This is a genomic window from Enterobacter sp. N18-03635, from assembly GCF_004006055.1.
Lineage (GTDB): Bacteria > Pseudomonadota > Gammaproteobacteria > Enterobacterales > Enterobacteriaceae > Enterobacter > Enterobacter vonholyi.
In genome coordinates, this window is the sequence record NZ_CP034769.1 from 108172 (window position 1) to 131992 (window position 23821).

Here is a 23821-nt window from a genome sequence, read left to right on the forward strand (position 1 = left end):
CTTTATTTTCCATTGTTTATTCCCCGGTATTTAGCTTGTAAGCGTCCCGCGCTTTCACCAGTTCGACAATAGATTTATTCAGCAGTGACATGATGGCACCAACCTTACACGCTTCATCATGGTACTCTTCGCCGTTTGGGATACTGTCAATCCACATGCTCAGGACAGCCATTGCGCGTTCATTTTCAGAAAGTGCGTTCTCGGCGTGCATCAAAACATCAAAGGGAACCTGTTTCATCTTTTATCTCCCAAGCGTTGTTCGGCTATTAATGCTTGGTGAATTTCATGATTAAAATCACAAGCAATGGAGAGCAGATTAATCATAGCCTCTGAGCATTCAGCGGTAGCTTTCTCCAGAATTACTTCGTAAAGCGATGCTGCCAGTGCTGATTTATATTCAGCCTGGTCTAAGCTAATTGGCTTACGCATTTTTCGCCTCCCGGACAAAGTTAATTCGGATGTGTTTATAACCGCCTTTCTGTGCCAGCAATTGCGCCGTAGTTTTCGCAGTCTCAGAGTCAGTGCTGGTCATGGTGTAGTGAATGCCAATAGTTAAGCCGCGCTTGTTAACTGCGTAGCCGTCAATCTGGAAGGTTTTACGCATTGCACACCTCCAGCGCCATAGCCGCCTGCAATTCCCCAGCCTGGCTACCTAACTGCAGATATGTGCGGGTTACCGCCGGGTTGCTGTGCCCGAGCATTTCAGAAGCGATAAGCAGCCCCTGATCGCCACCACGGCGCATCATGTTGAATGCGGCGATTTTGCGGGTACTGTAAGCACTCAGGCGCAGCTTGGCGTTAATGTGTCTGGTGAACCACTCACAAACAGCACTCAGACGCTTCCAGATGGTCTGGCGGGTAACGCTACCATTCAGAGAATGGCATCTGTTACTTTCAATCTGGCTACGACTGAATACCAGACCATCATCCACCAGATTACGTTCCTGACGTTCGCGAAGGCGTTTCAGGATACCGGGCGGCAGCTGCTTAGTGTCGCGCTTCACATCTGCACGACTGACCAGTTCGAAACACATCTCCTGCTCTTCAGGTGTCATGCTGGCGGCGATCTCGTCCGGGGTGGCGCTATCCCATGCCATATAGCCCATGTGGTCGCCATTCATCCTTGCGGCGTCTTTACGGGCCTTACGCACCAGCTCCACGCCCTTACGTGTTGCTCTGGCTTCTGCGGCTTTGGTTTGCTTGGCTACGGTGATGGTTGCTTTACCTGTCGTCCAGTCAATGCAGGAGTAACGCAGGTTGCAAACGTCAGCGGTACGCCAGCCGGTGACCACAGAAATATCCCACCACAACAGCACCCAATCGGGTTGTGTCTGCTGAATACGTTCACGCAGTTTGATTTGTTCGTCACGATCGTAAATGGGCGATTTGGTGCGGCTGCCTTTGGTGGACACTGCGGCCACAATATTGCCGCGAACGGCTCGGGCTTTAGCGGTAAGAGTCTGGAGATTAAGCATTGTGCACCTCCAGCCCGTTGATGTTCAGTTCAAAGCAGCCGTTGCGATGCTGGAAAAGAGGGCATTCAGAGCGGATCTTCGCTGCAAATGTCAAATCCCAGCGTGGAAAGGTATCGCGGGCGGCTTCTTCGGTATCAGCCATTGTACGTAATACGATTGGTGCGCAGGTCTGCCCCTTGGGCGTACCGAGGAAAAGCCAGGTGAATTTGGTTTGAGTTGTAGCGGGGGTAGTAGCCATTGTGGCGGCCTCCTGTAACTGAGTCTTAAACTCACCACCGGAAACGCCAATTTCACTGGTGGTGAACTGGACAGGGTTGGCGTAACCGGCGTTACAGGAAACCGGCGCTTCCGAAGAAGCCCCCATCCAGCCCACCATTAACTGTTGAGCGGCGCGAAGTACTTTCGCGACACCAGGATAACTGTGAGCAGAATTTTCGACAACAAAAAAGACGCAAGGCGCGTCTACTGTCGCCTGTAACATATCCGGGACGCCAATCCCGGCACCAGATTTTGCTGGTGCCTTTGCAGTGTAATACTGGTCCGCAAAAACTGGCAAGCCGTTTTTTCGATACTGGATCCCAGAGCGCTTATTTCCATGAATATTGCCGCTAAGTGACAGAATACCCAATAGGACGATTTCAGCGTGAGAGCGGCCCTGACCTACCAAGGCCATAACAATCGAGTTCATCATTTACGATCCCTTATGCGGCGTTTTGGGGTTCCGGGTACAATGAAATGATATCGGCGATATCATGCTTCGATAATCCGCAATATCCGCCAATAGCGGCGTAATAATTCATTAACTGGATAACTTTCAAGACATCTTCACGACATGAAAAACGATAGCGAAGATGTGCACCAATACCATCGGGGTTGCGTTCTTCAGTCCGTTCCAGCCTGATATCAAGCAGGCGCTCTAATTCAGTCGCATAATTCCTGCCAGAAGAAAGTCGGCAGTAACGGAGAATGTCATTTTCAGTCCATCCCTTCACGCCAGTGCGAAGCATGTAGACGCGAGCACGATATTTTTTAGGAGTGCGCCTGTGTGCTTGAATGAAACCAGAGGCAGGCGTAACATCGGATGTGCGAATATCTGAGTTAGCCGCCTGCAGTAATGGGCGGTTTTTCTTTTCCATTACGCAGCCCCTTCCCGGCGTTCCGCCAGCCATTTGTTAATCTCCAAAGCATCAAATGCCGTAACGTTATTTGTGAGTTTTACTGGCCGTGGCAGAGTTCCATTTTTAACCCAGCGATCGATTGTTGGCATAGATACACCGAGCAGTTCTGGCAAACGGAAGCGTCGGATGTAGCCATTTGTTGGAATGGATGATGATTCTTTCATGTTCCCGTAACTCCTAATGATAGCGGTTGATGTTACGGGATGAGAGTAGCGAGCAGGAGAAGTGGTTATAAGGCACAGTAATCTTACTGTACCCGTAGCGTTAAGTTAGTCTACCGCTTGCCGTTTGCGGCAGACCGCAGATGTTTCAAAATGACATCCTCGTTTGTGATCGGCAGAACCTGAATTTCATTTTTATGTGCGAGAATACAATCTCTCCACTTTTCAGGGCTTATTTCCTTTCGCTCACCTCTACATTCTTCTGGATATTTAGATAGTAGGTGAATTGCGGCTCGATACAGTTTTTCTCTATTCGTTGCATGATGTTCGGCCATATGATTAATGTTGCTATTCATTAATATGTTTCTTTTCTCACTTTCAATATATTCATTGCTAGGTAAATCGTTATAGTCACCATTATGTTTGACTAATTCTTTAACCTGTTCTGCAGTTATCCATAGGTCATTCACTGATATCTCGTATTTTGCGTAATTCTCAATGCAGGAATCTTCATCTTCGACATCATCTAAATACTCTTCTGCTAATGGAATCAGACACATATCTGGTGTGCTGTCGTCTGTTCTATAAATTCCCAGCGAGTCGGAACCCATTGAAACAGTGCCGTAATTCAATACATCATTGATACATCTGGTGGGTGGGACCCAAAGACCGAATGCCCTTCCGCCGTGGCTTTGAGATAAGGAATCAGCAATATCCTCGTCCGAATTTCTTAATTGATAAAAACGAGGATGAAATATGACTTCTTCATCTTCATTATTTGAAAGGTTATCAATCGAAAATGAAGTGTGATTTGATAGGTTTTTTGCATTAGCCAATACACTGTTGTTATTTTTAAGTGATAAAAACCACTTATCAAGATCATCAGCATTGCCTTTTGCCAAAAGAATAGAGTTTAACCCATCTAATCTGACACATAGCGTAATTTTTCCAGATACTGACAAGCTTAAAAGGTCTTCGGCTTGTATATCAAGAAGTTCGGCTGCTCTTTTAATGCGGCAGAATGAAAATGGTATTTTTGTTATGTTTGCCATATGACACCTTTAGCATTTGAATAAAATGTTATTGCCAGACACACACAGTCTTTCGTTCATGATAGCTTATGGCTCTTCTTGATTGGTGTCACGTTGTATTCCTCGCCGCTTTCCAATGCCACGAGCAGATCAACCCAAAGCTCCAGCGCCGCTTTTCGTTCATTAAAGTATTGGTGCCGGTTGTAAATCCCCTCAACGCCTTTGATTTTATGGTTTAGGCACCTTTCTGCTACAACTGGATCTACTCCCAGCGCGGCTAGATGAGTTCGAGCTGTACGACGAAAGTCATGAATTGTGAAGTTTGGAATACCAGGCATTTCGGCTCGAACTTTTGCCAATGCTACGGGAAGGGTGCTTTCCTGAATGTGGGGTATCATCCTGTTTTGCATTTTTCTTGCCGGGAGCACCCATGCGCTATTGCATGAAAAAGTGTGTAGTTCTTTCAGCCATTCCAGAGTAGGCGGAGGTAATGGTATGTCGATTGGGTCGCCGTTTTTGCTGCGTTCCTCTGGTAGATGCCAGATTGCCGCCTCCAAGTCGAACTCCTCCCAGCGAGCAGCACAGAGTTCCATTTTGCGAACACAAAGCGACAACAGTAACTTAAAGGTTAGTTCGTTCTGGCGGCTGAACCCTTTTGCCGTGCGCATAGCCCTAAACAAGCAAATCAACTCGTCCCGGCTAAGCCAGCGCTCGCGGGCCACCTCTTTCCCTCCAGCGTCCGACACTTCAAAAGCTGAGCAAGGGTTTATCTCCAGAGCGTGCCGCTTGATGCCGTAATCGAAAATTCGTCTCGTCCATCGTAGAACGTCCGTCGCTATTGTTGGTGCTCCACGATCAACAATGCCTTTCAGCATGTCGTCAATGTGGCGCGGTTTCACGTCCTCAACCTTCATCCGGCCAATACATGGGTTTATGTCTTTATCAATACGACGCCGCAATATATCAGGGTGTTTCCAACGGGGTAAAATTTGACGCTCAAAGTATTCCGCAGCGAGATCGGAAACATGCATGGCATTTTTGTTATCTTCAATTTTCGCCAGGGCTTTGGCCTTACGCTCCTGCTTCTCCCCTGCAACGTCATAACCAAGCGCTACCCGGGCGGAAAGTTCTTTCGCTCTATCTCTGGCTCTTGCCAATGACAGCTCAGAATAAGAACCGATCAACATGGCTCGCGGCTTTCCAGCCAGCTTGTACCTGAATCTCCATGTTGGGATTTTGTCGGCGCTACGATACCGAAGATAAAGCCCGTTTCCGTCCGAACGGCCCTCGAACCGCTCTCCTGACTTTATCCATGCCCTGATTTGCATGTCTGTTAGTTTTGGCATTGCGAACACCTGAATATTAATTTGGTAGGGGTGTACCCAATCCTCTGTGACAGAAACTCATTGGGTACACCATTGTGTACACACTAATCATGCGCTTTGTTGATTCTTAATGATAGCCCGTAATAACAAAAAAAGCCCGGCATAGTGCGGGCTTAAAGGTTTTTTGATAGCTAATGATATCCGGTGAATGTTTACTCGATATTCTGGATCTGCTCGCGCATCTGCTCAATCAGCACTTTCAGCTCAATCGCTGAATTCGTCACTTCTGCATTGATTGACTTAGACGCCAGGGTGTTCGACTCGCGGTTGAACTCCTGCATCATAAAGTCCAGACGGCGGCCCACAGCTTCTTTCTTCTTCAGAATGTTGTAGGTTTCTTTAACGTGCGCTTCCAGACGGTCCAGCTCTTCAGCGACATCGATACGCTGCGCCATCAGCACCAGCTCTTGTTCCAGACGGGTGTTTTCCAGCTGAACTTCCGCTTCTTCCAGTTTGGCGACAAGACGCTCGCGCTGCCATTGCAGCACTTCTGGCATATGGGCGCGGACTTTGGCTACTTCGGTGCTCACGCCTTCAAGGCGCTGCTCAATCATCGCTTTCAGCGCCTGGCCTTCGGTTTCACGGGCAACGATAAAGTCGTCCAGCGTGCCGTCGAGGGCTGCCAGGATTTCAGCGGCAATGGCATCCAGGTCCTGTTCACCGGCGGCCATGACGCCAGGCCAGCGCAGAATATCAACCGGGTTGATTTCGCCTTCATCGCTCTGCATTTTGACCCAGTTCGCCGCATTCACGAGCTGTTTCGCCAGTTTTTCGTTGAGGATCAGTTCGCCCTGAGCGCTGGCATCAGGCTCAAAGCGCAGGTTACATTCCACTTTCCCGCGCGTCAGACGCGTACGGATACGTTCACGTACGACAGGCTCAAGGCTGCGGAACTGCTCCGGCATACGGAAATACGTTTCCAGGTAACGCTGGTTTACCGAGCGCATTTCCCATGTGGCGCTACCCCAGCTACCCTTGATTTCACGCCGGGCGTAGGCGGTCATACTGCGGATCATAGACATTCCCGTTTTTAAAGGAGAGATGGGGGGATTATAGCTTTCGGGGGCTTCTCAGGATAGGAATAAGCGTCCTTTATCCGTATAATGCGCAGCCACATTCGTTTCAAGCCGGAGAATCCATCATGCGTCCATCAGGTCGTAGCGCCAATCAGGTGCGTCCCGTCACCCTGACCCGTAACTATACAAAACACGCTGAAGGCTCCGTGCTGGTTGAGTTTGGTGACACGAAGGTTCTGTGCACCGCGTCCATTGAAGAAGGCGTTCCGCGTTTCCTGAAAGGTCAGGGCCAGGGCTGGATCACCGCAGAGTACGGCATGCTGCCGCGTGCGACCCATACCCGAAACGCCCGCGAAGCGGCAAAGGGCAAGCAGGGCGGTCGTACCATGGAAATTCAGCGTCTGATCGCGCGTGCGCTGCGTGCAGCCGTTGATCTGAAAATCCTCGGCGAATTCACCATTACGCTGGACTGCGACGTTATTCAGGCAGACGGCGGTACGCGTACGGCGTCCATTACTGGCGCATGCGTGGCGCTGGCGGATGCCCTTAACAAGCTGGTTGCGGCCGGTAAGCTGAAAACCAACCCAATGAAAGGTATGGTTGCGGCGGTGTCCGTGGGTATCGTTAACGGTGAAGCGCTTTGCGATCTGGAATACGTTGAAGATTCTGCCGCCGAGACCGACATGAACGTGGTGATGACCGAAGACGGTCGCATCATTGAAGTACAGGGCACGGCGGAAGGCGAGCCGTTCACCCACGACGAGCTTCTCTCCCTGCTGGCGTTGGCCCGAGGGGGAATCGAATCCATTGTAACGACGCAGAAAGCGGCGTTAGAAAATTGATTTAAAAGGCGACCAATGAGTCGCCTTTTTTTTGCCTGTAAGACAGAAAAACCAAAGGAGCAAATCCATGAAATCGTATCAGCGCCAGTTTATTGAGTTTGCGCTTAACAAGCAGGTACTTAAGTTTGGCGAGTTTACGCTGAAATCCGGGCGTAAGAGTCCCTATTTCTTCAACGCCGGGCTGTTTAATACCGGGCGCGATCTGGCACTGTTAGGCCGTTTCTATGCCGAAGCGCTGGTGGATTCCGGGATTGATTTTGATCTGCTGTTTGGCCCGGCCTATAAAGGCATTCCGATTGCGACCACCACCGCGGTGGCGTTGGCGGAACACCATGACCGCGATGTGCCGTACTGCTTTAACCGCAAAGAGGCTAAAACCCACGGTGAAGGCGGGAATCTGGTCGGCAGCACACTGCAGGGCCGCGTCATGCTGGTCGATGACGTGATCACCGCGGGTACGGCGATCCGCGAATCGATGGAGATTATCCAGGCCAACGGTGCGACGCTTGCTGGCGTGCTGATTTCTCTGGATCGTCAGGAGCGTGGTCGCGGTGAAATTTCCGCTATTCAGGAAGTTGAGCGCGATTACAGCTGTAAAGTGACGTCGATTATCACCCTGAAAGAGCTGATTGCGTATCTGGAAGAGAAGCCTGAGATGGCGGACCATCTGGCGGCGGTACGTGCGTACCGGGAAGAGTTCGGGGTGTAGTTAAATTGCCCGGTGGCGCGACGCTTACCGGGCTTACGGATTACTGCAGCTGAGCAGCCACTAACGGCCAGCGGGCATCAAAATCGTCCGTTGGACGGTATTTGAATTCGCTACGCACAAAGCGGGAGAGCATTCCTTCACAAAACGCCAGAATCTGGCTCGCCAGCAGCGTTTCATCAATGCTGTAACCCTCGCCCTCACGCATTTTCTTTTCGCGCAGTACCTGGCGCAGCTGCGCTTCAATTCGCTCGAAAAGCTGGTTAATGCGGCCCTGCAGTCTGTCCTGTTCAAACATCAGCGCGTGGCCGGTGAGGATACGGGTTAAGCCCGGATTGCGTTCACCGAAGCCCAGGATTAACAGCACAATCAGACGCAGACGCGCGGTTGTGTCTTTTTCATCTTTCAGAATCAGGTTGATGCGCGTGATCAGGCTGTCTTCAATGAATTCGATCAGGCTGTCGAACATCCGGGTTTTGCTCGGAAAATGACGGTACAGCGCCGCCTCAGACACGCCCACAGAGGCGGCCAGTTTAGCGGTGGTGATGCGTTGACTGCCATCGCTGGATTCAAGCATCAGAGCCAGAGATTGAAGTATTTCTTCGCGACGATTCCTTTTCGCGGTTTGTTTTTCTGCCATGTTACAAAATACCCCTGAAAATAAGCACTTGCCAGGCTGGCATCCACACAGCGACCGCAAACTGGCGTTTGCGGTTTGTTATTGCATTATGACGCTGTGAGATACGTGTCTTTCGGGCCGTTATTTGCGCCCGGAATGGCCGAAGCCGCCTTCGCCACGGTCGGTGGCGTCAAAGTCTGCCACCAGGTTAAATTCTGCCTGTACCACCGGTACAAAGACCATCTGTGCGATACGCTCGCCTGGTTCAATGGTGAAGCTGTCCTGACCACGGTTCCAGACGGAGACCATCAGTTGACCCTGATAGTCGGAGTCAATCAGACCCACCAGGTTACCCAGCACAACGCCGTGCTTATGGCCCAGACCAGAACGCGGCAGGATCACCGCTGCCAGAGACGGGTCAGCAATGTGAATCGCCAGGCCAGTTGGAACCAGGGTAGTGGCACCCGGAGCCAGTTCTACGGCGTCATCGAGACAGGCGCGCAGGTCAAGACCGGCAGAGCCGGAGGTGGCATAGGTTGGCAGCGGGAATTGCTCGCCAACACGCGGGTCCAGAATCTTAACGTCGATTTTTTTCATCATAACGGGTAACGATCTCGTCCAGTAATTGTTGGCCCAGGAGTTCCTTGCGCTCAAGCGGTAAGACTTTATCTCCATCCTGCCAGAAAAGGTGCAGTGCGTTGCTGTCGCTGTTAAATCCCTGTGTGGCCAGCGATACGTCGTTCGCGCAAATCAAATCGAGGTTTTTGCGGGTACGTTTTTGCCGGGCATATTCTTCCACATTATTCGTTTCTGCGGCAAACCCAACAACGTATGGACGATGGCTTTTTAGTGCGGCGACACCGGCAACGATGTCCGGGTTTTTCACCATTTTTATTGTTAATTCATCGCCTTGCTTTTTAATTTTAGCCTCGGCGATCGTCTCGGCACGATAGTCTGCAACGGCTGCACAGCCGATAAAAATCTGCTGGCTTTGAGCATGCGCCTGCACGGCGGCTTCCATCTCCAGCGCGGTGGTAACGTCAATTCGCTTCACAAACGCAGGGGTAGGCAGCGATACCGGGCCGCTCACCAGCGTGACGTTCGCGCCGCGCTTCGCCGCTGCGGCGGCAATGGCAAAACCCATCTTACCGGAGCTGTGATTGGTGATATAGCGCACCGGGTCCAGCGGTTCGCGCGTAGGGCCCGCGGTAATCATGATGTTGAGATGTTGCAGATCGTTGACAGGCGAAAAATGGGCGGCGGCCATATCAACAATCGTCAGCGGATCAAGCATGCGACCCGGGCCAACGTCGCCGCAGGCCTGGCTGCCGCTGTCCGGTCCCCAGATAAGCAGTCCGCGTGAGGCCAGCGTCTCAAGATTGTGCTGGGTGGCCGCATTACGGTACATCTGCTGGTTCATAGCAGGAACGACGGCAACAGGCGCAGGCGTGGCCAGACAAATGGTGGAAACCAGGTCGTTTGCCATACCGGCCGCCACCCGAGCGATTAAATCGGCCGTGGCGGGGGCGAGGATAACCAGGTCTGCCCATTTACCCAGTTCAATATGGCCCATCGCGGCTTCGGCGGCCGGATCGAGCAGGCTGTCAGAAACCGGGTATCCTGAAACGGCCTGCAGGCTCAGGGGAGTGATAAAGGCTTTACCGCCTTCGGTTATCGCGACCCGCACGTCAGCCCCTCGCTCGCGCAGGCGACGCACGAGGTCCGGCGCTTTATAAGCAGCAATGCCGCCGCTCACGCCAAGAACGATTTTTTTACCGGCCAGGCTCATCATGATTCTTTCCTGTTGGGTTTCACCAGAGAGCAGGCATTTTATCACAATCCCCAAAGCGGGGTGATTTTGTCCTTCGGCCACTTTGCGAGGCGCCACGCAAGAACGCAATGTGGTCGTCGAGCGACGGATTGGCCTGTGGCAGCATGAGGTTAAAAAATGGAGAAAGAGCATGGAAGAAGAGGACGAGGAGCTGCTACCGCGCGAAAAATTGCTGCGCTATGGCGTCACCCTGTTAAAAGACGATGAACTGCTGGCGCTCTTTTTACGTACCGGAACGCCCGGAAAAACGGTATTTACGCTGGCTAAAGAGCTGATAGCACATTTCGGTTCGCTGTACGGTTTATTGACCGCCGATCTGGCGCAGTTTAAGCACGTTGAGGGAATTGGCGTGGCGAAATATGCCCAACTGAGGGGCATAGCTGAACTTGCCCGCCGTTTTTATAATGTCCGCATGGAGAAGGAAGATCCGATCCTGACGCCAGAAATGACGCGTGAATTCCTGCAAAGTCAGTTAACCGATATTGAACGCGAGATCTTTATGGTGATCTTTGTCGATAACAGAAATCGAGTGCTTAAACATAGCTGTCTCTTTGCGGGCACATTGAGCCACGTTGAGGTGCATCCGCGTGAAATTGTGCGGGAAGCGATAAAAGTGAATGCAGCGGGCGTGATCCTCGCGCATAATCACCCCTCTGGCTGTGCAGAACCGAGCAGAGCTGACAAAGAAATCACCGAGCGCATTATCAAATGCTGTCAATTCATGGACATTCGTGTGCTGGACCATCTGATAATTGGCCGCGGTGAGTACATTTCTTTCGCAGAACGTGGCTGGATTTAGGCTATTTCTCGCGATCCATCGGGATCTTTGTCTGTTCGGGACTTGAGCACACCGCCGAGTCAGCGTATACTACGCCACCTTTGAGAATCTCGGGTTTGGCATTTGGGCCTGGCAATCGAGAGTTCACTTAGAACTATGCGATGACCGGGCTGTAAAGCCTGACGAGGCGCCGATACCCCATACGAAGCTCGAGCTAATTTGATTTTTGGAGAATAGACATGTCCCGAGTCTGCCAAGTTACTGGCAAGCGTCCGGTGACCGGTAACAACCGTTCCCACGCACTGAACGCGACTAAACGCCGTTTCCTGCCGAACCTGCACTCTCACCGTTTCTGGGTTGAGAGCGAGAAGCGTTTTGTCACCCTGCGCGTATCTGCTAAAGGTATGCGTGTAATCGATAAGAAAGGCATCGATACAGTTCTGTCCGAACTGCGTGCCCGTGGCGAAAAGTACTAAGTACTTAAAGAGGAAATAAATCATGGCTAAAGGTATTCGCGAGAAAATCAAGCTGGTTTCTTCTGCTGGTACAGGTCACTTCTACACCACCACGAAGAACAAACGTACTAAGCCGGAAAAACTGGAATTGAAAAAATTCGATCCAGTTGTACGCCAGCACGTACTGTACAAAGAAGCTAAAATCAAATAATTTTAGTCTCCTTGTAACGAAAAACCCCGCAACTGCGGGGTTTTTTGCATTCTGTATCTCAACGGAGGAACCATGCCTGAATTACCTGAGGTAGAAACCAGCCGCCGCGGTATTGAGCCCCATCTGGTCGGCGCGACGATTCTTCACGCGGTTGTCCGTAACGGGCGTCTGCGCTGGCCGGTGTCCGATGAGATCCACGCCCTGAGCGATCAACCCGTCCTTAGCGTGCAGCGTCGCGCGAAATACCTGCTGCTGGAGCTGCCCGACGGCTGGATCATTATCCACCTGGGGATGTCCGGGAGCCTGCGCATTCTTACCGAAGAACTGCCTGCGGAAAAGCACGACCACGTCGATCTGGTGATGAGCAACGGCAAAGTGCTCCGTTATACCGACCCACGGCGCTTTGGCGCGTGGCTGTGGACGAAAGAGCTGGAAGGGCATAACGTGCTCGCGCATCTGGGCCCTGAGCCGCTCTCAGACGCGTTTAACGCGGAATACCTGAAAGCGAAGTGCGCGAAAAAGAAAAGCCCGATTAAGCCGTGGCTGATGGATAACAAGCTGGTGGTCGGCGTGGGGAATATCTATGCCAGCGAATCGCTGTTTGCCGCCGGGATCCATCCCGATCGGCTAGCCTCTTCGCTGTCGGCGGAGGAGTGTGAGCTGCTGGTCCGCGTGATTAAAGCCGTATTGCTGCGCTCGATTGAACAGGGGGGAACAACGCTGAAGGACTTCCTGCAAAGTGACGGCAAGCCGGGCTATTTTGCCCAGGAGCTGCAGGTGTATGGCCGTAAAGGCGAACCGTGCAGAGTCTGCGGCACGCCAGTGATTGCCACGAAGCACGCCCAGCGCGCCACGTTCTACTGCCGTCAGTGCCAGAAATAGCGCTACTTGAGCTTTTCCATCAACGCCTGGTGGACGTTAACCGGCAGGAAATGGGTAACGTCCCCATGATGGCGCGCCACCTCTTTTACCAGCGTGGACGAGATAAACGACCATTCTTTGGAGGGCATCAGGAACACGCTTTCCAGCTCCGGCATCAGGTGGCGGTTCATGTGCGCCAGCTGCATCTCATACTCGAAGTCTGCTACCGCGCGTAAACCTCGGATCAGAATATTGGCCTGCTGAGCTCGGGCGAAGTTAGCCATCAGATCGCTAAACCCGACCACCTCAACATTCGGTAGGTGCGAAATGGCATCGGTGGCGAGCTGCACGCGCTCGTTGAGATCAAACATCGGCTTTTTGCTGGGGCTGGCGGCAATGGCCAGGATCACCTTATCGAACATGCTCGCCGCACGGGTGATGATATCAAGATGACCGTTGGTGATCGGATCGAAGGTACCCGGATAAATCGCTTTTGTGCTCATGGCTCACGTTTTCTCTGAGTAGCCGCGGCAGAGCGCCCACAGCTCGGTGTATTTGTTGAAAGTATACTGGGCATTTACTACCGCGAGTAACCAGCCCTGCTTACCGTCCAGCACGCCACCACGCAGCAGCAGCGTTTTCAGAAACGCGCCCAGCGTATGGGTGAAGATACCCGTCAGCGAGGCCTTCTTGCCGCGCTGGTGACGCTCCTGCGCCCATGCGGTGGCATAGTTGAGCTGTTTACGCTGGAAGCTCGCGAAATCACGGCAGGTCAGATGCAGCAAATCGCCCCTCAGGGGGATGACCTGGGCGCTATCGCAGCTCAGGGATTCATGAACCAGATTGTCATTGTACTGATACCGCTCGCGCTCGTAGAGGCGCATGACGCGATCGGGATACCAGCCGCTGTGGCGCATAAAACGACCAAGGAAGTAGTTGCGGCGGGCAATGCTGTATACGGCGCCAGGCTGGGGCGAGGAAAGCACCGCCTGAATGGCCTGCTGAAGCTCCGGCGTGATGCGTTCGTCGGTGTCGAGCATCAATACATAATCACCGGTGGCATACCCCTGCGCGCGCTGGCGCTGGATGCCATAGCCTTGCCAGTCCGTATCGGTAAAGACTTTTGCGCCCGCAGCCCGGGCAACGTCTACCGTATCATCCGTACTTCCGGAGTCGAGCACGACAATCTCGTCAGCCCAGGCAACCGACGCCAGGCAGTCCGGAAGCAGGTCGGCGGCGTTTTTGGCGATCATCACGACCGACAGACGCGTTGACATTAGTGGCTCCGCTGAGGCAGATAAGGTTGCAGAAGCTGCAGCAGACGGGTCAGTGCGCCCTGGTTCTGGTGCAGCACTTCGACGGCATGGCGGCCGTACCACAGGCGATAATCTTCGTCAGTCAGAAGGGTCGATACTTCTTTGACCACCGAATCCGCATCGGTCACGGTAATTAAACCATCGGCCTGCTGTAATTTCGCGCAGATGTCTTTGAAGTTAAACGTGTGCGGTCCCATCAGCACCGGAATGGCGTGGGCTGCTGGCTCCAGCGGATTATGGCCTCCGCGCTCGACCAGGCTACCACCGACAAACGCGAGGTCAGCAATGCCGTACAGCAGCATCAGTTCGCCCATTGTATCGCCAATCACCACCTGGGTGCTGCCGGAAGGGATTTCACCGCTGCTGCGCAGCGTGAAGCTGAAGCCGCCTTTCTGGACCATTTCACGGGCATCTTTAAAACGCTCCGGATGGCGAGGCACAAGGATCAGCAGTAAATCAGGGAATTTTTCCAGCAGCTTGCGGTGAGCCTGCAGGATGATCTCTTCTTCGCCATCATGGGTACTGGTTGCAATCCAGACCTGACGACGTGGAGCCCACTGGCGACGCAGCGTGATGGCGCGAGCGGCGAGTTCAGGGGTTACAGAAATATCAAATTTCAGGCTTCCCGTTACCGCAAGCTGGTTGCGTTTCAGGCCCAAAGAGATAAAACGTGCTGCATCTTCTTCATTCTGCGCGGCAATCAGCGTGATCTTACTGAGCAGGCGGCGCATAAATTTACCCAGCTTGCCGTAACCTTTCGCCGAGCGCTCTGAGAGGCGCGCGTTGGCAATGACCAGCGGGATTTTACGGGCATGCAGGGCGGAAATCATGTTCGGCCACAGTTCGGTTTCCATCACGATCACCAGCTTCGGGCGCACGGTGTTGAGGAACCGATTCATGGCGCAGGGCAGATCGTAAGGCAGATAAACGTGCTGCACGTCTTTACCGAAAGCGGATAACGCGCGCTCCGAGCCGGTTGGCGTCATCGTCGTGACGGTGATTGGCAGTGAAGGGTAGCGGTGACGCAGGGCGCGAACCAGCGGGATCGCCGCCAGCGTTTCACCAACAGAAACAGAATGCAGCAAAATACCGTCCGGTACGACTTTATTGCGGCAGAAGCCATAGCGTTCAGCCCAGCGTTTGCGATACGCAGGCGCTTTCCGGCTACGAAGCAACAGTCTCAGCCACACCAGTGGCTGAATGATGTAGAGCAGAGCGGTATACAACAATTCCAAGCGATTATCCGTTTTTTTTAGTTTCGGCGGGCAAATTCTAAGCATTTAGGCCAGGTAAAGCTATCTCTTATGCCAGATACCGTTTCAAACGGAAATAACGTCTACCCAGCCGCCAGCGCAGACGCGGACTTTTTGCACTTTTCCAGATGAGTTTCCAGATGCCTGTTTCGAAGAATTCTTTAATAATCATTGATTTCTTCTTCTCATCCTTCATGTTGTCGAAGGTGTGAATAATTCCCAGCCCCTCTTTGGCAATTTGCCAGTGGCAGGCAGGGATCCCTTTTACCTTATCCGGGTAACGCTGATTAATGGCGTCGAGCATCTGCAGGATTTTCATGTAGTGACGCGCGGAACGAATCAGCGTGTCGTCATTGTCCGGCATATGGGACACCGATGCAGAGTGAATGTAGTAGTCGTAATAACGTTCACTGGTGTACTGAACCCGCTCTGCCGCGAGCAGCACTTCGGTGGTCCACGGAATATCCTGATGGCGCAGGCCGGGTTCAAAATGGAAGCTGTGTTTACGGATAAAGTCGTGGCGATAGATGTTCAGCCAGGTGACGTGAAGGAATTTGCGAGAATCCAACGCCATTTTTAACCACGCAGGGCCAGCCATGACCCCTGTCGAAGCCAGTTTGTCTTCAGGAAAAATCGGGCGCGAGGGCTTCTTGTTATTCTCCCAGACGTAGTTCCCGTTACAGGTGGCGACATCCAGATCCTGCGTGACGGCCATATCCAGCAGGCGCTGGTACATGCCTGGTTTAAAGACATCATCAATATCCGGGAAAGAGAGATATTGACCCGTCGCAACGGCCAGACCGGTATTACGCGCGATGGATACACCCTGGTTTTGCTGTTCTATGACCTGCATCTGCGGCATTTTTTCTCGCCATTTCTCGACGATCTCCATCGAGCGGTCAGTAGAGCCGTCATTGACAATGATGACTTCCATGCTGTCGATGCGTTGATTGACAAGGCAGGTAAAGAACTGATCCAGGAAAGCTTCACCGTTATAAACGGCAACCACCACGCTTAACAATGGGGCTGAATTTTGCATAAGAAACCTGATTATTTTTGATTGTCGACCAGAGCAATATATTGCTGGCAAATGGCATTGATACCGAACGACGCGATGGTTGCATCGCCAACGACCGGCGGGGTGGTATAAATATCCGCCAGCGTTTTTGCCAGTGACTCGTCATTTAACTCTGCCAGGCCGCGCGCTAAAGCCCCGGTAAGGATTTCGGCAGGGCCTCCTGGGCAATTTGTACTGACCGGTGGCGTCTGGCAGATAATGGCTTCGACCAGCACATTACCAAAACCTTCGCAGTCAGAACTTAACACTAAAAGGCGTGCCCCTTTAATCCAGGGATAGGGATTGGACTCGAACGGGCGGAAAACCGTTTTGTTTTCAATGCCCAAATCGCGGGCAAGCTGCTTGAGTTTTTGAATTTGAGCGTCAGATCCATTGCCCATCATGACCAGCGTTGTGTCAATTTTACTCAGAGCTAACGCACGTAAGAGACGGTCGTGGCGTTTGTGCTCATGGAAGCGGCCAACATGAATGATGTAATCCTTTCCCTGCATCTCGAAGGGCGCATCCGCCAGACGCTGAATTTCAGGAATATCGAAAGGATTATGGATAACCGCTTTGCGTCGAAGATTGAGCGCCAGCGTCTCGGAAAGATCGTTCAACACGGCGCCTGAGACGGCGACGACGTTGCGGTTTTCGTAGGTATGACGAATTTTAAGATGTTTAAACCAGCGCGAAAGCCCGCTGCGATGGCGAAGATAGGAGAACGAGAACATGCCATGCACGCAGAACCAAACTTTGTTACGTTCAAGGGCGCGGCAGTGCGCCACAATCCGGTCTGTTTTGTGCAGATGAGAGAACACCACATCAAATTTGCCGCTGCGTTCAGCCCGCTCAATAGCTTGATCCAGCAATTGGGCGCGGCGTGGAATTTCCGTCAGCTTTCGCCACGGTTTTTTACATGTGTCCTGAACAACCTGATAATCGATGCCCTCCGGGATGGCGTAGTCGCACACTTTCCGCAGAGAGAATAGAGAGACCTGATGCCCCATATCTATTAATCCGCGGGAGAGTGTAAGAACCGTTTTTTCAGCTCCTCCACCGGGTAAACCATCAATAATCATTAGGATGCGCATTTTTAATCCAGTAATTTTTGATAAAGCGTAATAAGCTGACTTGACAGTTTTTCGGGAGTGGCGTCTTTTACACGTTCACGTGCCGCTCGTCCCATATTGTTATTTTTTTCCAGTGAAGGGATAGCGGCTACCGCTTCCTTCAATGTACTGATATCAAGCGCGTCACAATAAAATCCGTTCTGGCCTTGTTGAATAAACTCTGCACCACCGCAACTCTCTGAAGTAATGACGGGCAAGCCGCAGGCCATCGCTTCAAGAATAACGTTAGGAAAGGGATCATACAGCGTTGGTAACAGTAAACCATCGGATAGCTGATAAAAAGGCAGAGTTTCTTTTTGCACCCCCAGGAAACGGATTTGCCCCTCGCAGCCTAACGAACGGGCGAGGTCGCGATAACGATTTTCTGCTTTATCTTGTCCAACCACAATCAGCCAGGCTGATGTTCCAGCAATAGCGCGTATGGCGCTCGCCAAGCCTTTTCGTTCAAACCCTGATCCTACAAAACAGAACACCACCGCATTGACCGGCAAACCAAATTGTTGGCGCAAAATCGCACGTTGCGCCGCCTGAGCCGGAATGAATCGGCTGGAATCAATAGAATTATAAATCACATGGATTTTATTTGCGTCAATATCAAAGTCTTCAACGATTTCGCGTTTGATCATCTCCGCATTACAAATTACGGCTTTTAACTCAGGTGCCTGATACATGTCCCGTTCCGCGCGCATCACGTAGCGGTGATAGCGGTCATACATCAGCATTTGCGCACGCCAGGCAGGTAAAATGCGCGCGCGCTGAAGCAGCCAGCGACGATGCACTCCATCACCCGCGCGATAGATATCACAACCCGGGATGCGCTCATGGCTTTGAACAATATCAAACTGCTGTTGCTGCCACAGCGCGCGCGCGGCTTGTGCAAACCCGCGTTCTCGACTGATGCGGCCCCATTTTTGAGGGTTGCAAATGTGGATATGCCAGTCGTCTTGCTTCTCTCCCTGCCACTCACGCGTGATGACGTTGAGTTCAAGGTTCTGATTGCTCAATGCGGTGAGAGCTCGCGAAACGAAGCGCTCTGCCCCGCCATCAGGGCGATATTTTTGGCGAACAATGGCCAGACGATGGTTTTTCATGACAGATATCTCCTTGCAGCGGAGACGACTGCATCAACAGGAATGGCATCGAGATAGCGTTCTTTTGTTTTAGTATCAATGGCATCCGGATCGGGCAGCGGGCCGTAATCGCCGGCCCAGATCACTTCCCCTTTAACCTGCCACGGTGACCAGAATGTCAGTTTTGATGGACCAAACAATGCCACGCAGGGCGTTTGCAGCGCGGCGGCCATATGCATTGGAACGGAGTCAACGCCAATAAACAGAGAGGCATGATCGATAAGCGATGCCAGTTGACGCAGCGTCAACTGGCCTGCCAGCGAAACCACGCCGGTTTTGGGTGCGGCAGCGAGAATGCGATCGATCATCGCCAGCTCTTTTTTATCCGGCCCCGCGGTGAGCACAATCGTATGACCATCCTGCTGCAGAGCAGTCATGGTTTGCGCCATCTTGTCTTCGCTCCAGCATTTAAAGAACCAGCGGGACGTCGGTTGGATCACGATATAGCTGTCGCCCACACCTTTCTGCGTCAATCTTTGACGGGCATGATCCCAGTCTTCTTCGGTGTAGGCCATGGTTACGGCAGGCTGTGGCGCGATCGGCAATGGCGCCAAAATGGAGAGATTCTGTTCGACCGTATGCAGGGATTTATGGCCTTCGACAGAGACCAGATCGGTATGACAAAAACGCCAGAACGCACTATTGCGTTTGTTAAACGCAAATCCGAGGCGAACGGGGGCACCGGTGAAACGGGTAACGATCGCGCTACGCCATTGATCGGCAAGGTTAATTACCAGATGATAATGCTGATTTCTTAACGCACACAACAACTGCCACTCTTTTTGAAGATGCTTCAGCGTGCCCAGCTGTTTCCATTTGCGATCAATTCCATAAATTGTACCGATCGCTGGATGCGCGGCGAGCATATCGCGGGTTTCTTCATACAGCAGGACATCAATCTGCGCCTGCGGCCATTTTTGACGTAACGAATCAATGACGGGAGTGGTCAGCAACATGTCGCCATGATGGCGGAGTTTGATAAGTAAAATGCGCAAATCAGGTGTGTCAGGTAAGTTATTCATCATCATCTTATCGGCGTTGTACTGATGGCAATTCTAATAGACCTGTTAGCGACTTGCACTCTTTCTCCATAATCTCAGTAATTTCCCTGGAAGGGTTTACTCATGCTTTGGAGAGTGCGTAACATAGCGCTAACTTTCCTGTCTTGCGGACTCATTATGAACAAACCAGCGTTTATCATCACAATTGATACTGAGGGCGATAATCTCTGGCAAAATCACCGCGTCATTAAAACGGAAAATGCGCGCTATCTGGCGCGTTTCCAGACGCTTTGCGAGCGTTTCGGCTTTAAGCCCGTGTGGCTGACCAATTACGAGATGGCGATCGAGCCCGTTTTCATCGAATTCGCAAGGGACGCGATCGCCCGCGGTCAGGGGGAGGTGGGAATGCACCTCCACGCATGGAATAGCCCGCCGGAACACGATCTCACGGGAGATGACTGGCGCTGGCAGCCTTATCTGATTGAATTTTCCGATGAGATGATGCGCGAGAAAGTGCTGTTCATGACCCGACTGCTGGAAGAGACCTTCCAGACCAAAATGTTAAGCCACCGTGCCGGACGTTGGGCATTTGACAGTCGCTATGCAAAATTGCTCGTTGAACTGGGTTACCAGGTTGATTGCTCCGTGACGCCACGCGTGAACTGGCGCAATGCGAAAGGCGCCCCGCAGGGCAATGGCGGAACGGATTACCAGCATTTCCCCGACCACGCCTATTTCATGGACTTAGACAATATTTCCCGGGCAGGTAATAGCCCATTACTCGAAGTGCCGATGAGCATTCAGTATAAACACCCGGCGTGGTTGAACACGATCAAACAGGGTTACGATCGGCTTCGGGGTAAATACCGTTCCCCGTCCGTCAACTGGCTAAGACCGTCCGGTGGGAATGCGGCGCAAATGATTCAGGTCGCACAGGAATGTCTGTCGCAGGGAAATGAGTACGTGGAGTTTATGCTTCATTCGTCGGAATTTATGCCAGGCGGAAGTCCTACGTTTAAAGATGAGGCAGCGATAGAAGGGTTGTATCAGGATTTAGAAACGCTCTTTGGCTGGTTATCCGATAAGACGGTAGGGATGACGCTGGCGGAGTTTTATCAATACAAGAAAAAATAATGCCCGCAATGCGGGCACTATCATTAACGTTGCCTGGTTTGCGAAAAAGGTGTACTCAGCGCAAACACAGTGACAAAGAAAATTAAGGCCTCTGAACTCAATAGTATGACGTCCGTCATGCCGTAGAGTAATAAAAGAAGCAGGGTCGTCAGCAGCAGGCCATTTTTGTTTTTTAGTGCGTAAGCGAACATCGATATATAGGCAAAGAATAATATCGCTAGCCCGGGGAACCCTTGCAGTGAATATTTTTCAATAAACTCATTGTGCAGATGCACTTTGATAAACTCGAGTGCGGCCGCAAGATGTGGATGCCCATTTTTCACATATTGCTGTGTCCATACTTCGCGGTCTTCAACTGATTGCCCTAAAGGATGGGCAAGTCCGTTTTGAATACCCACACTCCACATAGAGAAACGTGCGCCGAGCGAGGTTGCATCATTACCTTTTTGGTAATTTTCAACTTCAATTTGTGTTTGTTGTATCTTTGGTAAAATTAATGGCTTGTAGCTAACGACAACAATGCCCGCCACAATGCATAAGAAAATCAACGTTGATTTAAGATGTATTCTTCTGAAGTGGTAGAGCGTGAGTATAATCGCCAGGAGTAAATATAATCCCATTGCGGCACGCGTGCCCGTTAGAAGAATGACAAAGTAAGAGATTAAGATGATGAATCCTGCGGCTACATACAGTTTTATATTTTTCTGTAGATAAAGGCTATATACAAACGCCAGTGACAGTACAGAGTAAACATAGGCCGACACGGTTGCACGGTTTATGGCCATCTCGATACGCCCCATACCCTGCGATGCTTGCCATAAGCCATAGCCAGTAGCAAGAATAAACCCAGCACCAGAAGCGTATAAGAAATATTTCTGGAAGGATGCTTGATCAATGTAAGACTTAAACCGGTCAAGATAGAATATAAGGATACTCGCCAGAATCAATTTTTTACTTGCACCGAGATAATCGCTATAAACGTTCAAACCCTCGCTATGATACTCATACACCATATACCAGCTAAGATTAAGCAACCCGATTAATAAAATGGGCAATGCGATAGTAAAAGGGCGCACTGTGATCTTTTTATATTCGCAAGCTAAACCGATGATGCTGGCATAAATTGCAATATAGAAAAACTCGCGCTGCTTCCCTGAACTCAGCAGCGCCAGCGCAAGCGAAATAAGGCTCAATATCAGCGTAAGCTGATAAAGCCGCAGTTTTACTTTTTCCATAATGCCTCAATGACCCTTTTTTTGTAGCTGAAACGTACATCTCTGGAGAAGAAAAAAGAGAAAGAATAAAGAGCGTTTACCCGCTGCTTAACCAGTTTGAGTTGCTGGTCAGTCAGATGCTGGCGGTGGTTACTGTAAATATCAAACCAGTGACAATTCACAAGGTGTCTAAATGATGGCGGAAATGTTTTTTCCATCTGTAGTGTGCATTCAACCAGCATAGCGATTTTACTGGCGTCGAGTCGACTCGACAAACTGTCGCTACGTTTAATGTAATAATAGTGTCCCTGACGCTGATAAACTATTTTACTCGATTGCATCAGCATGCCGGGAAATACGGCGAAATCTTCATAGCAGATCATCGAAGGAATCGGGTTGCTTGCATACAATTTTCGATGCATGAATTGCCCGATGAGATGTGCCTGAAAATCTTTGTGCTGCAGGAACCGCTTTATTGCTTCATGCTGTGACAACGCAACAGGAGAGAAACCCTGCCAGTCGGCGGTGATTTTCTTAGTGTCGCGAATTTCCAGCAGGCGCGTCAGTAACATATCAGGGCGTTCTTTTTTGAGAAACTCCACGGCGTCCCTGATGCTGCTTGGTTTCAATCGGTCATCGCTATCCAGCATGGTAATATATTCACCTGAGGCCAGCGAGAGGGCACTGTTTCGAACATGACCTACGTTACGGTATTCAACGTATCGCGATTGGACATTTGGAAACGCTGGCAGCCATGCTTCAATAATATCCTGCGTTGAGTCATTGGAGCTGTCGTTAAAGATAATGATCTCTACATCGTTGCCCGCACCATCAATTGCCTTTTGCAGGCTTTCCAGGGTTGCGTGAAGCGTATCTTTAGCGTTATGCGCGGCAATAATGATGCTTAGAAAAGCCATAGTAATTATTTTCCCTGAGCATCAAAGGAGTATGCGGTTGCGTTAGTTGTTGATAACTCGCAAATAAAATGTTTGAGGTCACGTAGCGATTCTTCAGTTACAGCGAAGAGTTCTTCTCTGCTCTGTGAGAAGTAATACCGCGTTTCAAAAACGTATGAGCAAATGTTGTCATCATTTCCAATTAGCAATACGTTGCCCAGCGGACGCTGTTCATAGTGGCAACAAGGCCCGAACAATAGGATAACTGGCACTCCGACGGCATCGGCGATGTAAACATTCCCCGAGTCAGAGGCGATATAACAATCCATTTTAGAAATGGCCCACGGCAGCTCTTCAAGCGAGATTTTGCCAATCAGATTAATAAAGTTGGGCAGTTCACCATAAGTGCGGGTGATATCGTCCATCCACGATTGTTCATTTGGGGCGCCAAAAACATAAAATTCGCAAGGCAGGTCAGCGAGACGATCGGCAATTTGCTTCCAGATGACCGGCGGAACGGTTTTCGCTTTATTCCCGGCGGCTACGCTGATGCCAATGCGGATCACGCCGGGTTTATCGAGGATTGCCGGATAGGTTGCGGGTTTGTAAAGTGGCTTTGTGGCGTGCTTTGGCGAGTCTTGCCAGGTTAAGGTGCGATCGGCCAGCTTGAGATAATTCGTGACCGAAAGAGTCTTCTTACCATGTTCAACAATACCGTCTGCCGTGGCATAGAAAATACCGTGATACCATCTGCGCGTGTAAGTGCTTAAAAACTGTTTGTTTTTAGCATTACACACGGAGGCGAAAAAGAGATTTACGCTGTTAGGTTGCAGGAGATAGACATTGTCATAGCGATTCATGATCCGGCAGGCAAAGACCAGTTTTCGCCACAGGTTACGCTTATGCTGCTCGATGAAAAAAATTTCATCGATCGTCTCATCATGCTTCGCCAGCGCACCCACGCTACGACTGATGAGTACGTCGCTTTTTTGAAGGTATGCCAGAAGGGGCGTTGCATTAACAAAATCGCCGATTTTAGCTGTCTGGATGACCAGGATTTTACCTGTCTCTTTGCGGAACAGCTTTCGGATAAGCTTCACCGGAAAAAGTAAAATCAGCAGAAATACGTAACTCATGC

The 23821-nt window shown here is 51.1% G+C and carries 30 protein-coding genes; 7 read left to right on the forward strand and 23 right to left on the reverse strand.

The features are described 5' to 3' along the window. Positions 1-16: 16 nt before the first annotated feature. The 10 genes from ELK40_RS01200 to ELK40_RS01245 form a co-directional block, all read right to left on the reverse strand. On the reverse strand, positions 17-238 hold the full coding sequence (locus tag ELK40_RS01200) for a hypothetical protein (protein ID WP_127729105.1): 222 nt from the start codon (positions 236-238) through the stop codon (positions 17-19). Continuing rightward, entirely contained in the window at positions 235-429 is a 195-nt protein-coding gene (locus ELK40_RS01205) for a hypothetical protein (RefSeq protein ID WP_127729107.1), read from the reverse strand. Before ELK40_RS01205 ends, ELK40_RS01200 begins: the two co-directional genes overlap by 4 nt. Further along, positions 422-604 carry a hypothetical protein gene (locus ELK40_RS01210; RefSeq protein ID WP_127729109.1) on the reverse strand — a complete coding sequence of 61 codons (183 nt, stop codon included), beginning with the start codon at positions 602-604 and terminating at the stop codon, positions 422-424. The genes ELK40_RS01205 and ELK40_RS01210 overlap by 8 nt, the downstream gene beginning before the upstream one ends. Further along, on the reverse strand, positions 597-1475 hold the full coding sequence (locus ELK40_RS01215) for a tyrosine-type recombinase/integrase (RefSeq protein WP_127729111.1): 879 nt from the start codon (positions 1473-1475) through the stop codon (positions 597-599). Before ELK40_RS01215 ends, ELK40_RS01210 begins: the two co-directional genes overlap by 8 nt. Continuing rightward, positions 1468-2166: a host cell division inhibitor Icd-like protein gene (locus ELK40_RS01220; protein ID WP_244599397.1), complete on the reverse strand. Its 699-nt coding sequence runs from the start codon at positions 2164-2166 to the stop codon at positions 1468-1470. Before ELK40_RS01220 ends, ELK40_RS01215 begins: the two co-directional genes overlap by 8 nt. Before the next feature lie 10 nt (positions 2167-2176). Then, positions 2177-2611: a hypothetical protein gene (locus tag ELK40_RS01225; protein ID WP_127729113.1), complete on the reverse strand. Its 435-nt coding sequence runs from the start codon at positions 2609-2611 to the stop codon at positions 2177-2179. Beyond that, positions 2611-2817 (reverse strand): AlpA family phage regulatory protein, encoded by a 207-nt coding sequence (locus ELK40_RS01230; RefSeq protein ID WP_072197119.1) that lies wholly within the window; start codon positions 2815-2817, stop codon positions 2611-2613. The genes ELK40_RS01225 and ELK40_RS01230 overlap by 1 nt, the downstream gene beginning before the upstream one ends. 110 nt (positions 2818-2927) lie before the next feature. Then, entirely contained in the window at positions 2928-3866 is a 939-nt protein-coding gene (locus ELK40_RS22830) for a hypothetical protein (protein WP_230121591.1), read from the reverse strand. Between the two features lie 56 nt (positions 3867-3922). Continuing rightward, the gene (locus ELK40_RS01240; RefSeq protein ID WP_127729115.1) at positions 3923-5191 is read right to left on the reverse strand and encodes a site-specific integrase; all 1269 of its coding nucleotides are present in this window, start codon (positions 5189-5191) and stop codon (positions 3923-3925) included. 191 nt (positions 5192-5382) lie between these two features. Further along, positions 5383-6246: a YicC/YloC family endoribonuclease gene (locus ELK40_RS01245; protein ID WP_090420358.1), complete on the reverse strand. Its 864-nt coding sequence runs from the start codon at positions 6244-6246 to the stop codon at positions 5383-5385. Between the two features lie 125 nt (positions 6247-6371). On the opposite strand from ELK40_RS01245, the gene rph reads away from it, so the two are divergent. Together rph and pyrE are read left to right on the forward strand one after the other, a co-directional pair. Further along, on the forward strand, positions 6372-7088 hold the full coding sequence (gene rph, locus ELK40_RS01250; RefSeq protein WP_048975619.1) for a ribonuclease PH: 717 nt from the start codon (positions 6372-6374) through the stop codon (positions 7086-7088). A 67-nt stretch (positions 7089-7155) separates the two neighbouring features. Beyond that, positions 7156-7797 carry an orotate phosphoribosyltransferase gene (gene pyrE, locus ELK40_RS01255; RefSeq protein WP_111964296.1) on the forward strand — a complete coding sequence of 214 codons (642 nt, stop codon included), beginning with the start codon at positions 7156-7158 and terminating at the stop codon, positions 7795-7797. A gap of 40 nt (positions 7798-7837) precedes the next feature. On the opposite strand, the gene slmA is transcribed toward pyrE, so the two are convergent. From slmA to coaBC, 3 genes are all read right to left on the reverse strand, one after another. After that, a complete protein-coding gene (gene slmA, locus ELK40_RS01260; RefSeq protein ID WP_008502690.1) occupies positions 7838-8434 on the reverse strand; it encodes a nucleoid occlusion factor SlmA in 597 nt (198 codons plus the stop codon). A gap of 120 nt (positions 8435-8554) precedes the next feature. Then, positions 8555-9013, reverse strand: a complete 459-nt coding sequence (dut, locus tag ELK40_RS01265; RefSeq protein ID WP_008502691.1) for a dUTP diphosphatase — start codon at positions 9011-9013, stop codon at positions 8555-8557. Beyond that, positions 8991-10202: a bifunctional phosphopantothenoylcysteine decarboxylase/phosphopantothenate--cysteine ligase CoaBC gene (gene coaBC / locus ELK40_RS01270; RefSeq protein ID WP_127732708.1), complete on the reverse strand. Its 1212-nt coding sequence runs from the start codon at positions 10200-10202 to the stop codon at positions 8991-8993. The genes dut and coaBC overlap by 23 nt, the downstream gene beginning before the upstream one ends. Positions 10203-10374: 172 nt before the next feature. Between coaBC and radC the strand changes: the two genes are divergently transcribed. From radC to mutM, 4 genes are all read left to right on the forward strand, one after another. Further along, positions 10375-11043 carry a DNA repair protein RadC gene (radC, locus tag ELK40_RS01275; RefSeq protein ID WP_115876713.1) on the forward strand — a complete coding sequence of 223 codons (669 nt, stop codon included), beginning with the start codon at positions 10375-10377 and terminating at the stop codon, positions 11041-11043. 218 nt (positions 11044-11261) lie between these two features. Beyond that, entirely contained in the window at positions 11262-11498 is a 237-nt protein-coding gene (gene rpmB, locus ELK40_RS01280; protein ID WP_002436699.1) for a 50S ribosomal protein L28, read from the forward strand. A 22-nt stretch (positions 11499-11520) separates the two neighbouring features. Further along, positions 11521-11688: a 50S ribosomal protein L33 gene (gene rpmG / locus ELK40_RS01285; protein ID WP_003024094.1), complete on the forward strand. Its 168-nt coding sequence runs from the start codon at positions 11521-11523 to the stop codon at positions 11686-11688. 72 nt (positions 11689-11760) lie between these two features. After that, positions 11761-12570, forward strand: coding sequence for a bifunctional DNA-formamidopyrimidine glycosylase/DNA-(apurinic or apyrimidinic site) lyase (mutM, locus tag ELK40_RS01290; protein WP_115876712.1), 810 nt, complete (start codon positions 11761-11763; stop codon positions 12568-12570). Between the two features lie 2 nt (positions 12571-12572). Here mutM and coaD read toward each other — a convergent pair whose 3' ends face one another. The 7 genes from coaD to rfaQ form a co-directional block, all read right to left on the reverse strand. After that, the gene (coaD, locus tag ELK40_RS01295) at positions 12573-13052 is read right to left on the reverse strand and encodes a pantetheine-phosphate adenylyltransferase (protein ID WP_111964298.1); all 480 of its coding nucleotides are present in this window, start codon (positions 13050-13052) and stop codon (positions 12573-12575) included. Between the two features lie 3 nt (positions 13053-13055). Continuing rightward, positions 13056-13826: a glycosyltransferase family 2 protein gene (locus ELK40_RS01300; RefSeq protein WP_115876711.1), complete on the reverse strand. Its 771-nt coding sequence runs from the start codon at positions 13824-13826 to the stop codon at positions 13056-13058. After that, positions 13826-15100, reverse strand: a complete 1275-nt coding sequence (gene waaA, locus ELK40_RS01305) for a lipid IV(A) 3-deoxy-D-manno-octulosonic acid transferase (RefSeq protein WP_029740803.1) — start codon at positions 15098-15100, stop codon at positions 13826-13828. Before waaA ends, ELK40_RS01300 begins: the two co-directional genes overlap by 1 nt. A 67-nt stretch (positions 15101-15167) precedes the next feature. Then, on the reverse strand, positions 15168-16157 hold the full coding sequence (locus ELK40_RS01310) for a glycosyltransferase (RefSeq protein ID WP_115876710.1): 990 nt from the start codon (positions 16155-16157) through the stop codon (positions 15168-15170). A gap of 11 nt (positions 16158-16168) precedes the next feature. Continuing rightward, the gene (locus tag ELK40_RS01315; RefSeq protein WP_127729117.1) at positions 16169-17269 is read right to left on the reverse strand and encodes a glycosyltransferase; all 1101 of its coding nucleotides are present in this window, start codon (positions 17267-17269) and stop codon (positions 16169-16171) included. 2 nt (positions 17270-17271) lie between these two features. Next, on the reverse strand, positions 17272-18399 hold the full coding sequence (locus ELK40_RS01320; protein ID WP_127729119.1) for a glycosyltransferase family 4 protein: 1128 nt from the start codon (positions 18397-18399) through the stop codon (positions 17272-17274). Beyond that, the gene (gene rfaQ / locus ELK40_RS01325) at positions 18396-19466 is read right to left on the reverse strand and encodes a putative lipopolysaccharide heptosyltransferase III (protein WP_127729121.1); all 1071 of its coding nucleotides are present in this window, start codon (positions 19464-19466) and stop codon (positions 18396-18398) included. The genes ELK40_RS01320 and rfaQ overlap by 4 nt, the downstream gene beginning before the upstream one ends. A 150-nt stretch (positions 19467-19616) precedes the next feature. Here rfaQ and ELK40_RS01330 point away from each other — a divergent pair, with 150 nt between their 5' ends. After that, positions 19617-20573 carry a polysaccharide deacetylase family protein gene (locus ELK40_RS01330; RefSeq protein WP_127729123.1) on the forward strand — a complete coding sequence of 319 codons (957 nt, stop codon included), beginning with the start codon at positions 19617-19619 and terminating at the stop codon, positions 20571-20573. A gap of 23 nt (positions 20574-20596) precedes the next feature. Here ELK40_RS01330 and ELK40_RS01335 read toward each other — a convergent pair whose 3' ends face one another. From ELK40_RS01335 to ELK40_RS01345, 3 genes are read right to left on the reverse strand one after another with little or no spacing between them, the layout of a single operon-like run. After that, the gene (locus ELK40_RS01335; protein WP_127729125.1) at positions 20597-21808 is read right to left on the reverse strand and encodes an O-antigen ligase family protein; all 1212 of its coding nucleotides are present in this window, start codon (positions 21806-21808) and stop codon (positions 20597-20599) included. Continuing rightward, positions 21796-22704, reverse strand: a complete 909-nt coding sequence (locus ELK40_RS01340) for a glycosyltransferase family 2 protein (protein ID WP_115876704.1) — start codon at positions 22702-22704, stop codon at positions 21796-21798. The genes ELK40_RS01335 and ELK40_RS01340 overlap by 13 nt, the downstream gene beginning before the upstream one ends. 5 nt (positions 22705-22709) lie before the next feature. Then, on the reverse strand, positions 22710-23819 hold the full coding sequence (locus ELK40_RS01345; RefSeq protein ID WP_127729127.1) for a glycosyltransferase family 9 protein: 1110 nt from the start codon (positions 23817-23819) through the stop codon (positions 22710-22712). Between the last annotated feature and the right edge of the window lie 2 nt (positions 23820-23821).

Excerpts from the sequence above, each read along its gene's own strand:
- ELK40_RS01300 (WP_115876711.1), bottom strand. The coding sequence starts at position 13,826 with ATGTCAACGCGTCTGTCGGTCGTGATGATCGCCAAAAACGCCGCCGAC.
- rpmB (WP_002436699.1), top strand. The coding sequence starts at position 11,262 with ATGTCCCGAGTCTGCCAAGTTACTGGCAAGCGTCCGGTGACCGGTAAC.
- coaBC (WP_127732708.1), bottom strand. The coding sequence starts at position 10,202 with ATGAGCCTGGCCGGTAAAAAAATCGTTCTTGGCGTGAGCGGCGGCATT.
- ELK40_RS01335 (WP_127729125.1), bottom strand. The coding sequence starts at position 21,808 with ATGGAAAAAGTAAAACTGCGGCTTTATCAGCTTACGCTGATATTGAGC.
- ELK40_RS22830 (WP_230121591.1), bottom strand. The coding sequence starts at position 3,866 with ATGGCAAACATAACAAAAATACCATTTTCATTCTGCCGCATTAAAAGA.
- radC (WP_115876713.1), top strand. The coding sequence starts at position 10,375 with ATGGAAGAAGAGGACGAGGAGCTGCTACCGCGCGAAAAATTGCTGCGC.
- ELK40_RS01230 (WP_072197119.1), bottom strand. The coding sequence starts at position 2,817 with ATGAAAGAATCATCATCCATTCCAACAAATGGCTACATCCGACGCTTC.
- ELK40_RS01330 (WP_127729123.1), top strand. The coding sequence starts at position 19,617 with ATGAACAAACCAGCGTTTATCATCACAATTGATACTGAGGGCGATAAT.
- ELK40_RS01245 (WP_090420358.1), bottom strand. The coding sequence starts at position 6,246 with ATGATCCGCAGTATGACCGCCTACGCCCGGCGTGAAATCAAGGGTAGC.
- coaD (WP_111964298.1), bottom strand. The coding sequence starts at position 13,052 with ATGAGCACAAAAGCGATTTATCCGGGTACCTTCGATCCGATCACCAAC.
- ELK40_RS01220 (WP_244599397.1), bottom strand. The coding sequence starts at position 2,166 with ATGATGAACTCGATTGTTATGGCCTTGGTAGGTCAGGGCCGCTCTCAC.
- pyrE (WP_111964296.1), top strand. The coding sequence starts at position 7,156 with ATGAAATCGTATCAGCGCCAGTTTATTGAGTTTGCGCTTAACAAGCAG.
- ELK40_RS01320 (WP_127729119.1), bottom strand. The coding sequence starts at position 18,399 with ATGAAAAACCATCGTCTGGCCATTGTTCGCCAAAAATATCGCCCTGAT.
- rph (WP_048975619.1), top strand. The coding sequence starts at position 6,372 with ATGCGTCCATCAGGTCGTAGCGCCAATCAGGTGCGTCCCGTCACCCTG.
- ELK40_RS01310 (WP_115876710.1), bottom strand. The coding sequence starts at position 16,157 with ATGCAAAATTCAGCCCCATTGTTAAGCGTGGTGGTTGCCGTTTATAAC.
- ELK40_RS01340 (WP_115876704.1), bottom strand. The coding sequence starts at position 22,704 with ATGGCTTTTCTAAGCATCATTATTGCCGCGCATAACGCTAAAGATACG.
- ELK40_RS01200 (WP_127729105.1), bottom strand. The coding sequence starts at position 238 with ATGAAACAGGTTCCCTTTGATGTTTTGATGCACGCCGAGAACGCACTT.
- ELK40_RS01215 (WP_127729111.1), bottom strand. The coding sequence starts at position 1,475 with ATGCTTAATCTCCAGACTCTTACCGCTAAAGCCCGAGCCGTTCGCGGC.
- mutM (WP_115876712.1), top strand. The coding sequence starts at position 11,761 with ATGCCTGAATTACCTGAGGTAGAAACCAGCCGCCGCGGTATTGAGCCC.
- slmA (WP_008502690.1), bottom strand. The coding sequence starts at position 8,434 with ATGGCAGAAAAACAAACCGCGAAAAGGAATCGTCGCGAAGAAATACTT.
- ELK40_RS01210 (WP_127729109.1), bottom strand. The coding sequence starts at position 604 with ATGCGTAAAACCTTCCAGATTGACGGCTACGCAGTTAACAAGCGCGGC.
- rfaQ (WP_127729121.1), bottom strand. The coding sequence starts at position 19,466 with ATGATGATGAATAACTTACCTGACACACCTGATTTGCGCATTTTACTT.
- ELK40_RS01240 (WP_127729115.1), bottom strand. The coding sequence starts at position 5,191 with ATGCCAAAACTAACAGACATGCAAATCAGGGCATGGATAAAGTCAGGA.
- dut (WP_008502691.1), bottom strand. The coding sequence starts at position 9,013 with ATGATGAAAAAAATCGACGTTAAGATTCTGGACCCGCGTGTTGGCGAG.
- ELK40_RS01225 (WP_127729113.1), bottom strand. The coding sequence starts at position 2,611 with ATGGAAAAGAAAAACCGCCCATTACTGCAGGCGGCTAACTCAGATATT.
- ELK40_RS01205 (WP_127729107.1), bottom strand. The coding sequence starts at position 429 with ATGCGTAAGCCAATTAGCTTAGACCAGGCTGAATATAAATCAGCACTG.
- ELK40_RS01315 (WP_127729117.1), bottom strand. The coding sequence starts at position 17,269 with ATGCGCATCCTAATGATTATTGATGGTTTACCCGGTGGAGGAGCTGAA.
- rpmG (WP_003024094.1), top strand. The coding sequence starts at position 11,521 with ATGGCTAAAGGTATTCGCGAGAAAATCAAGCTGGTTTCTTCTGCTGGT.
- ELK40_RS01345 (WP_127729127.1), bottom strand. The coding sequence starts at position 23,819 with ATGAGTTACGTATTTCTGCTGATTTTACTTTTTCCGGTGAAGCTTATC.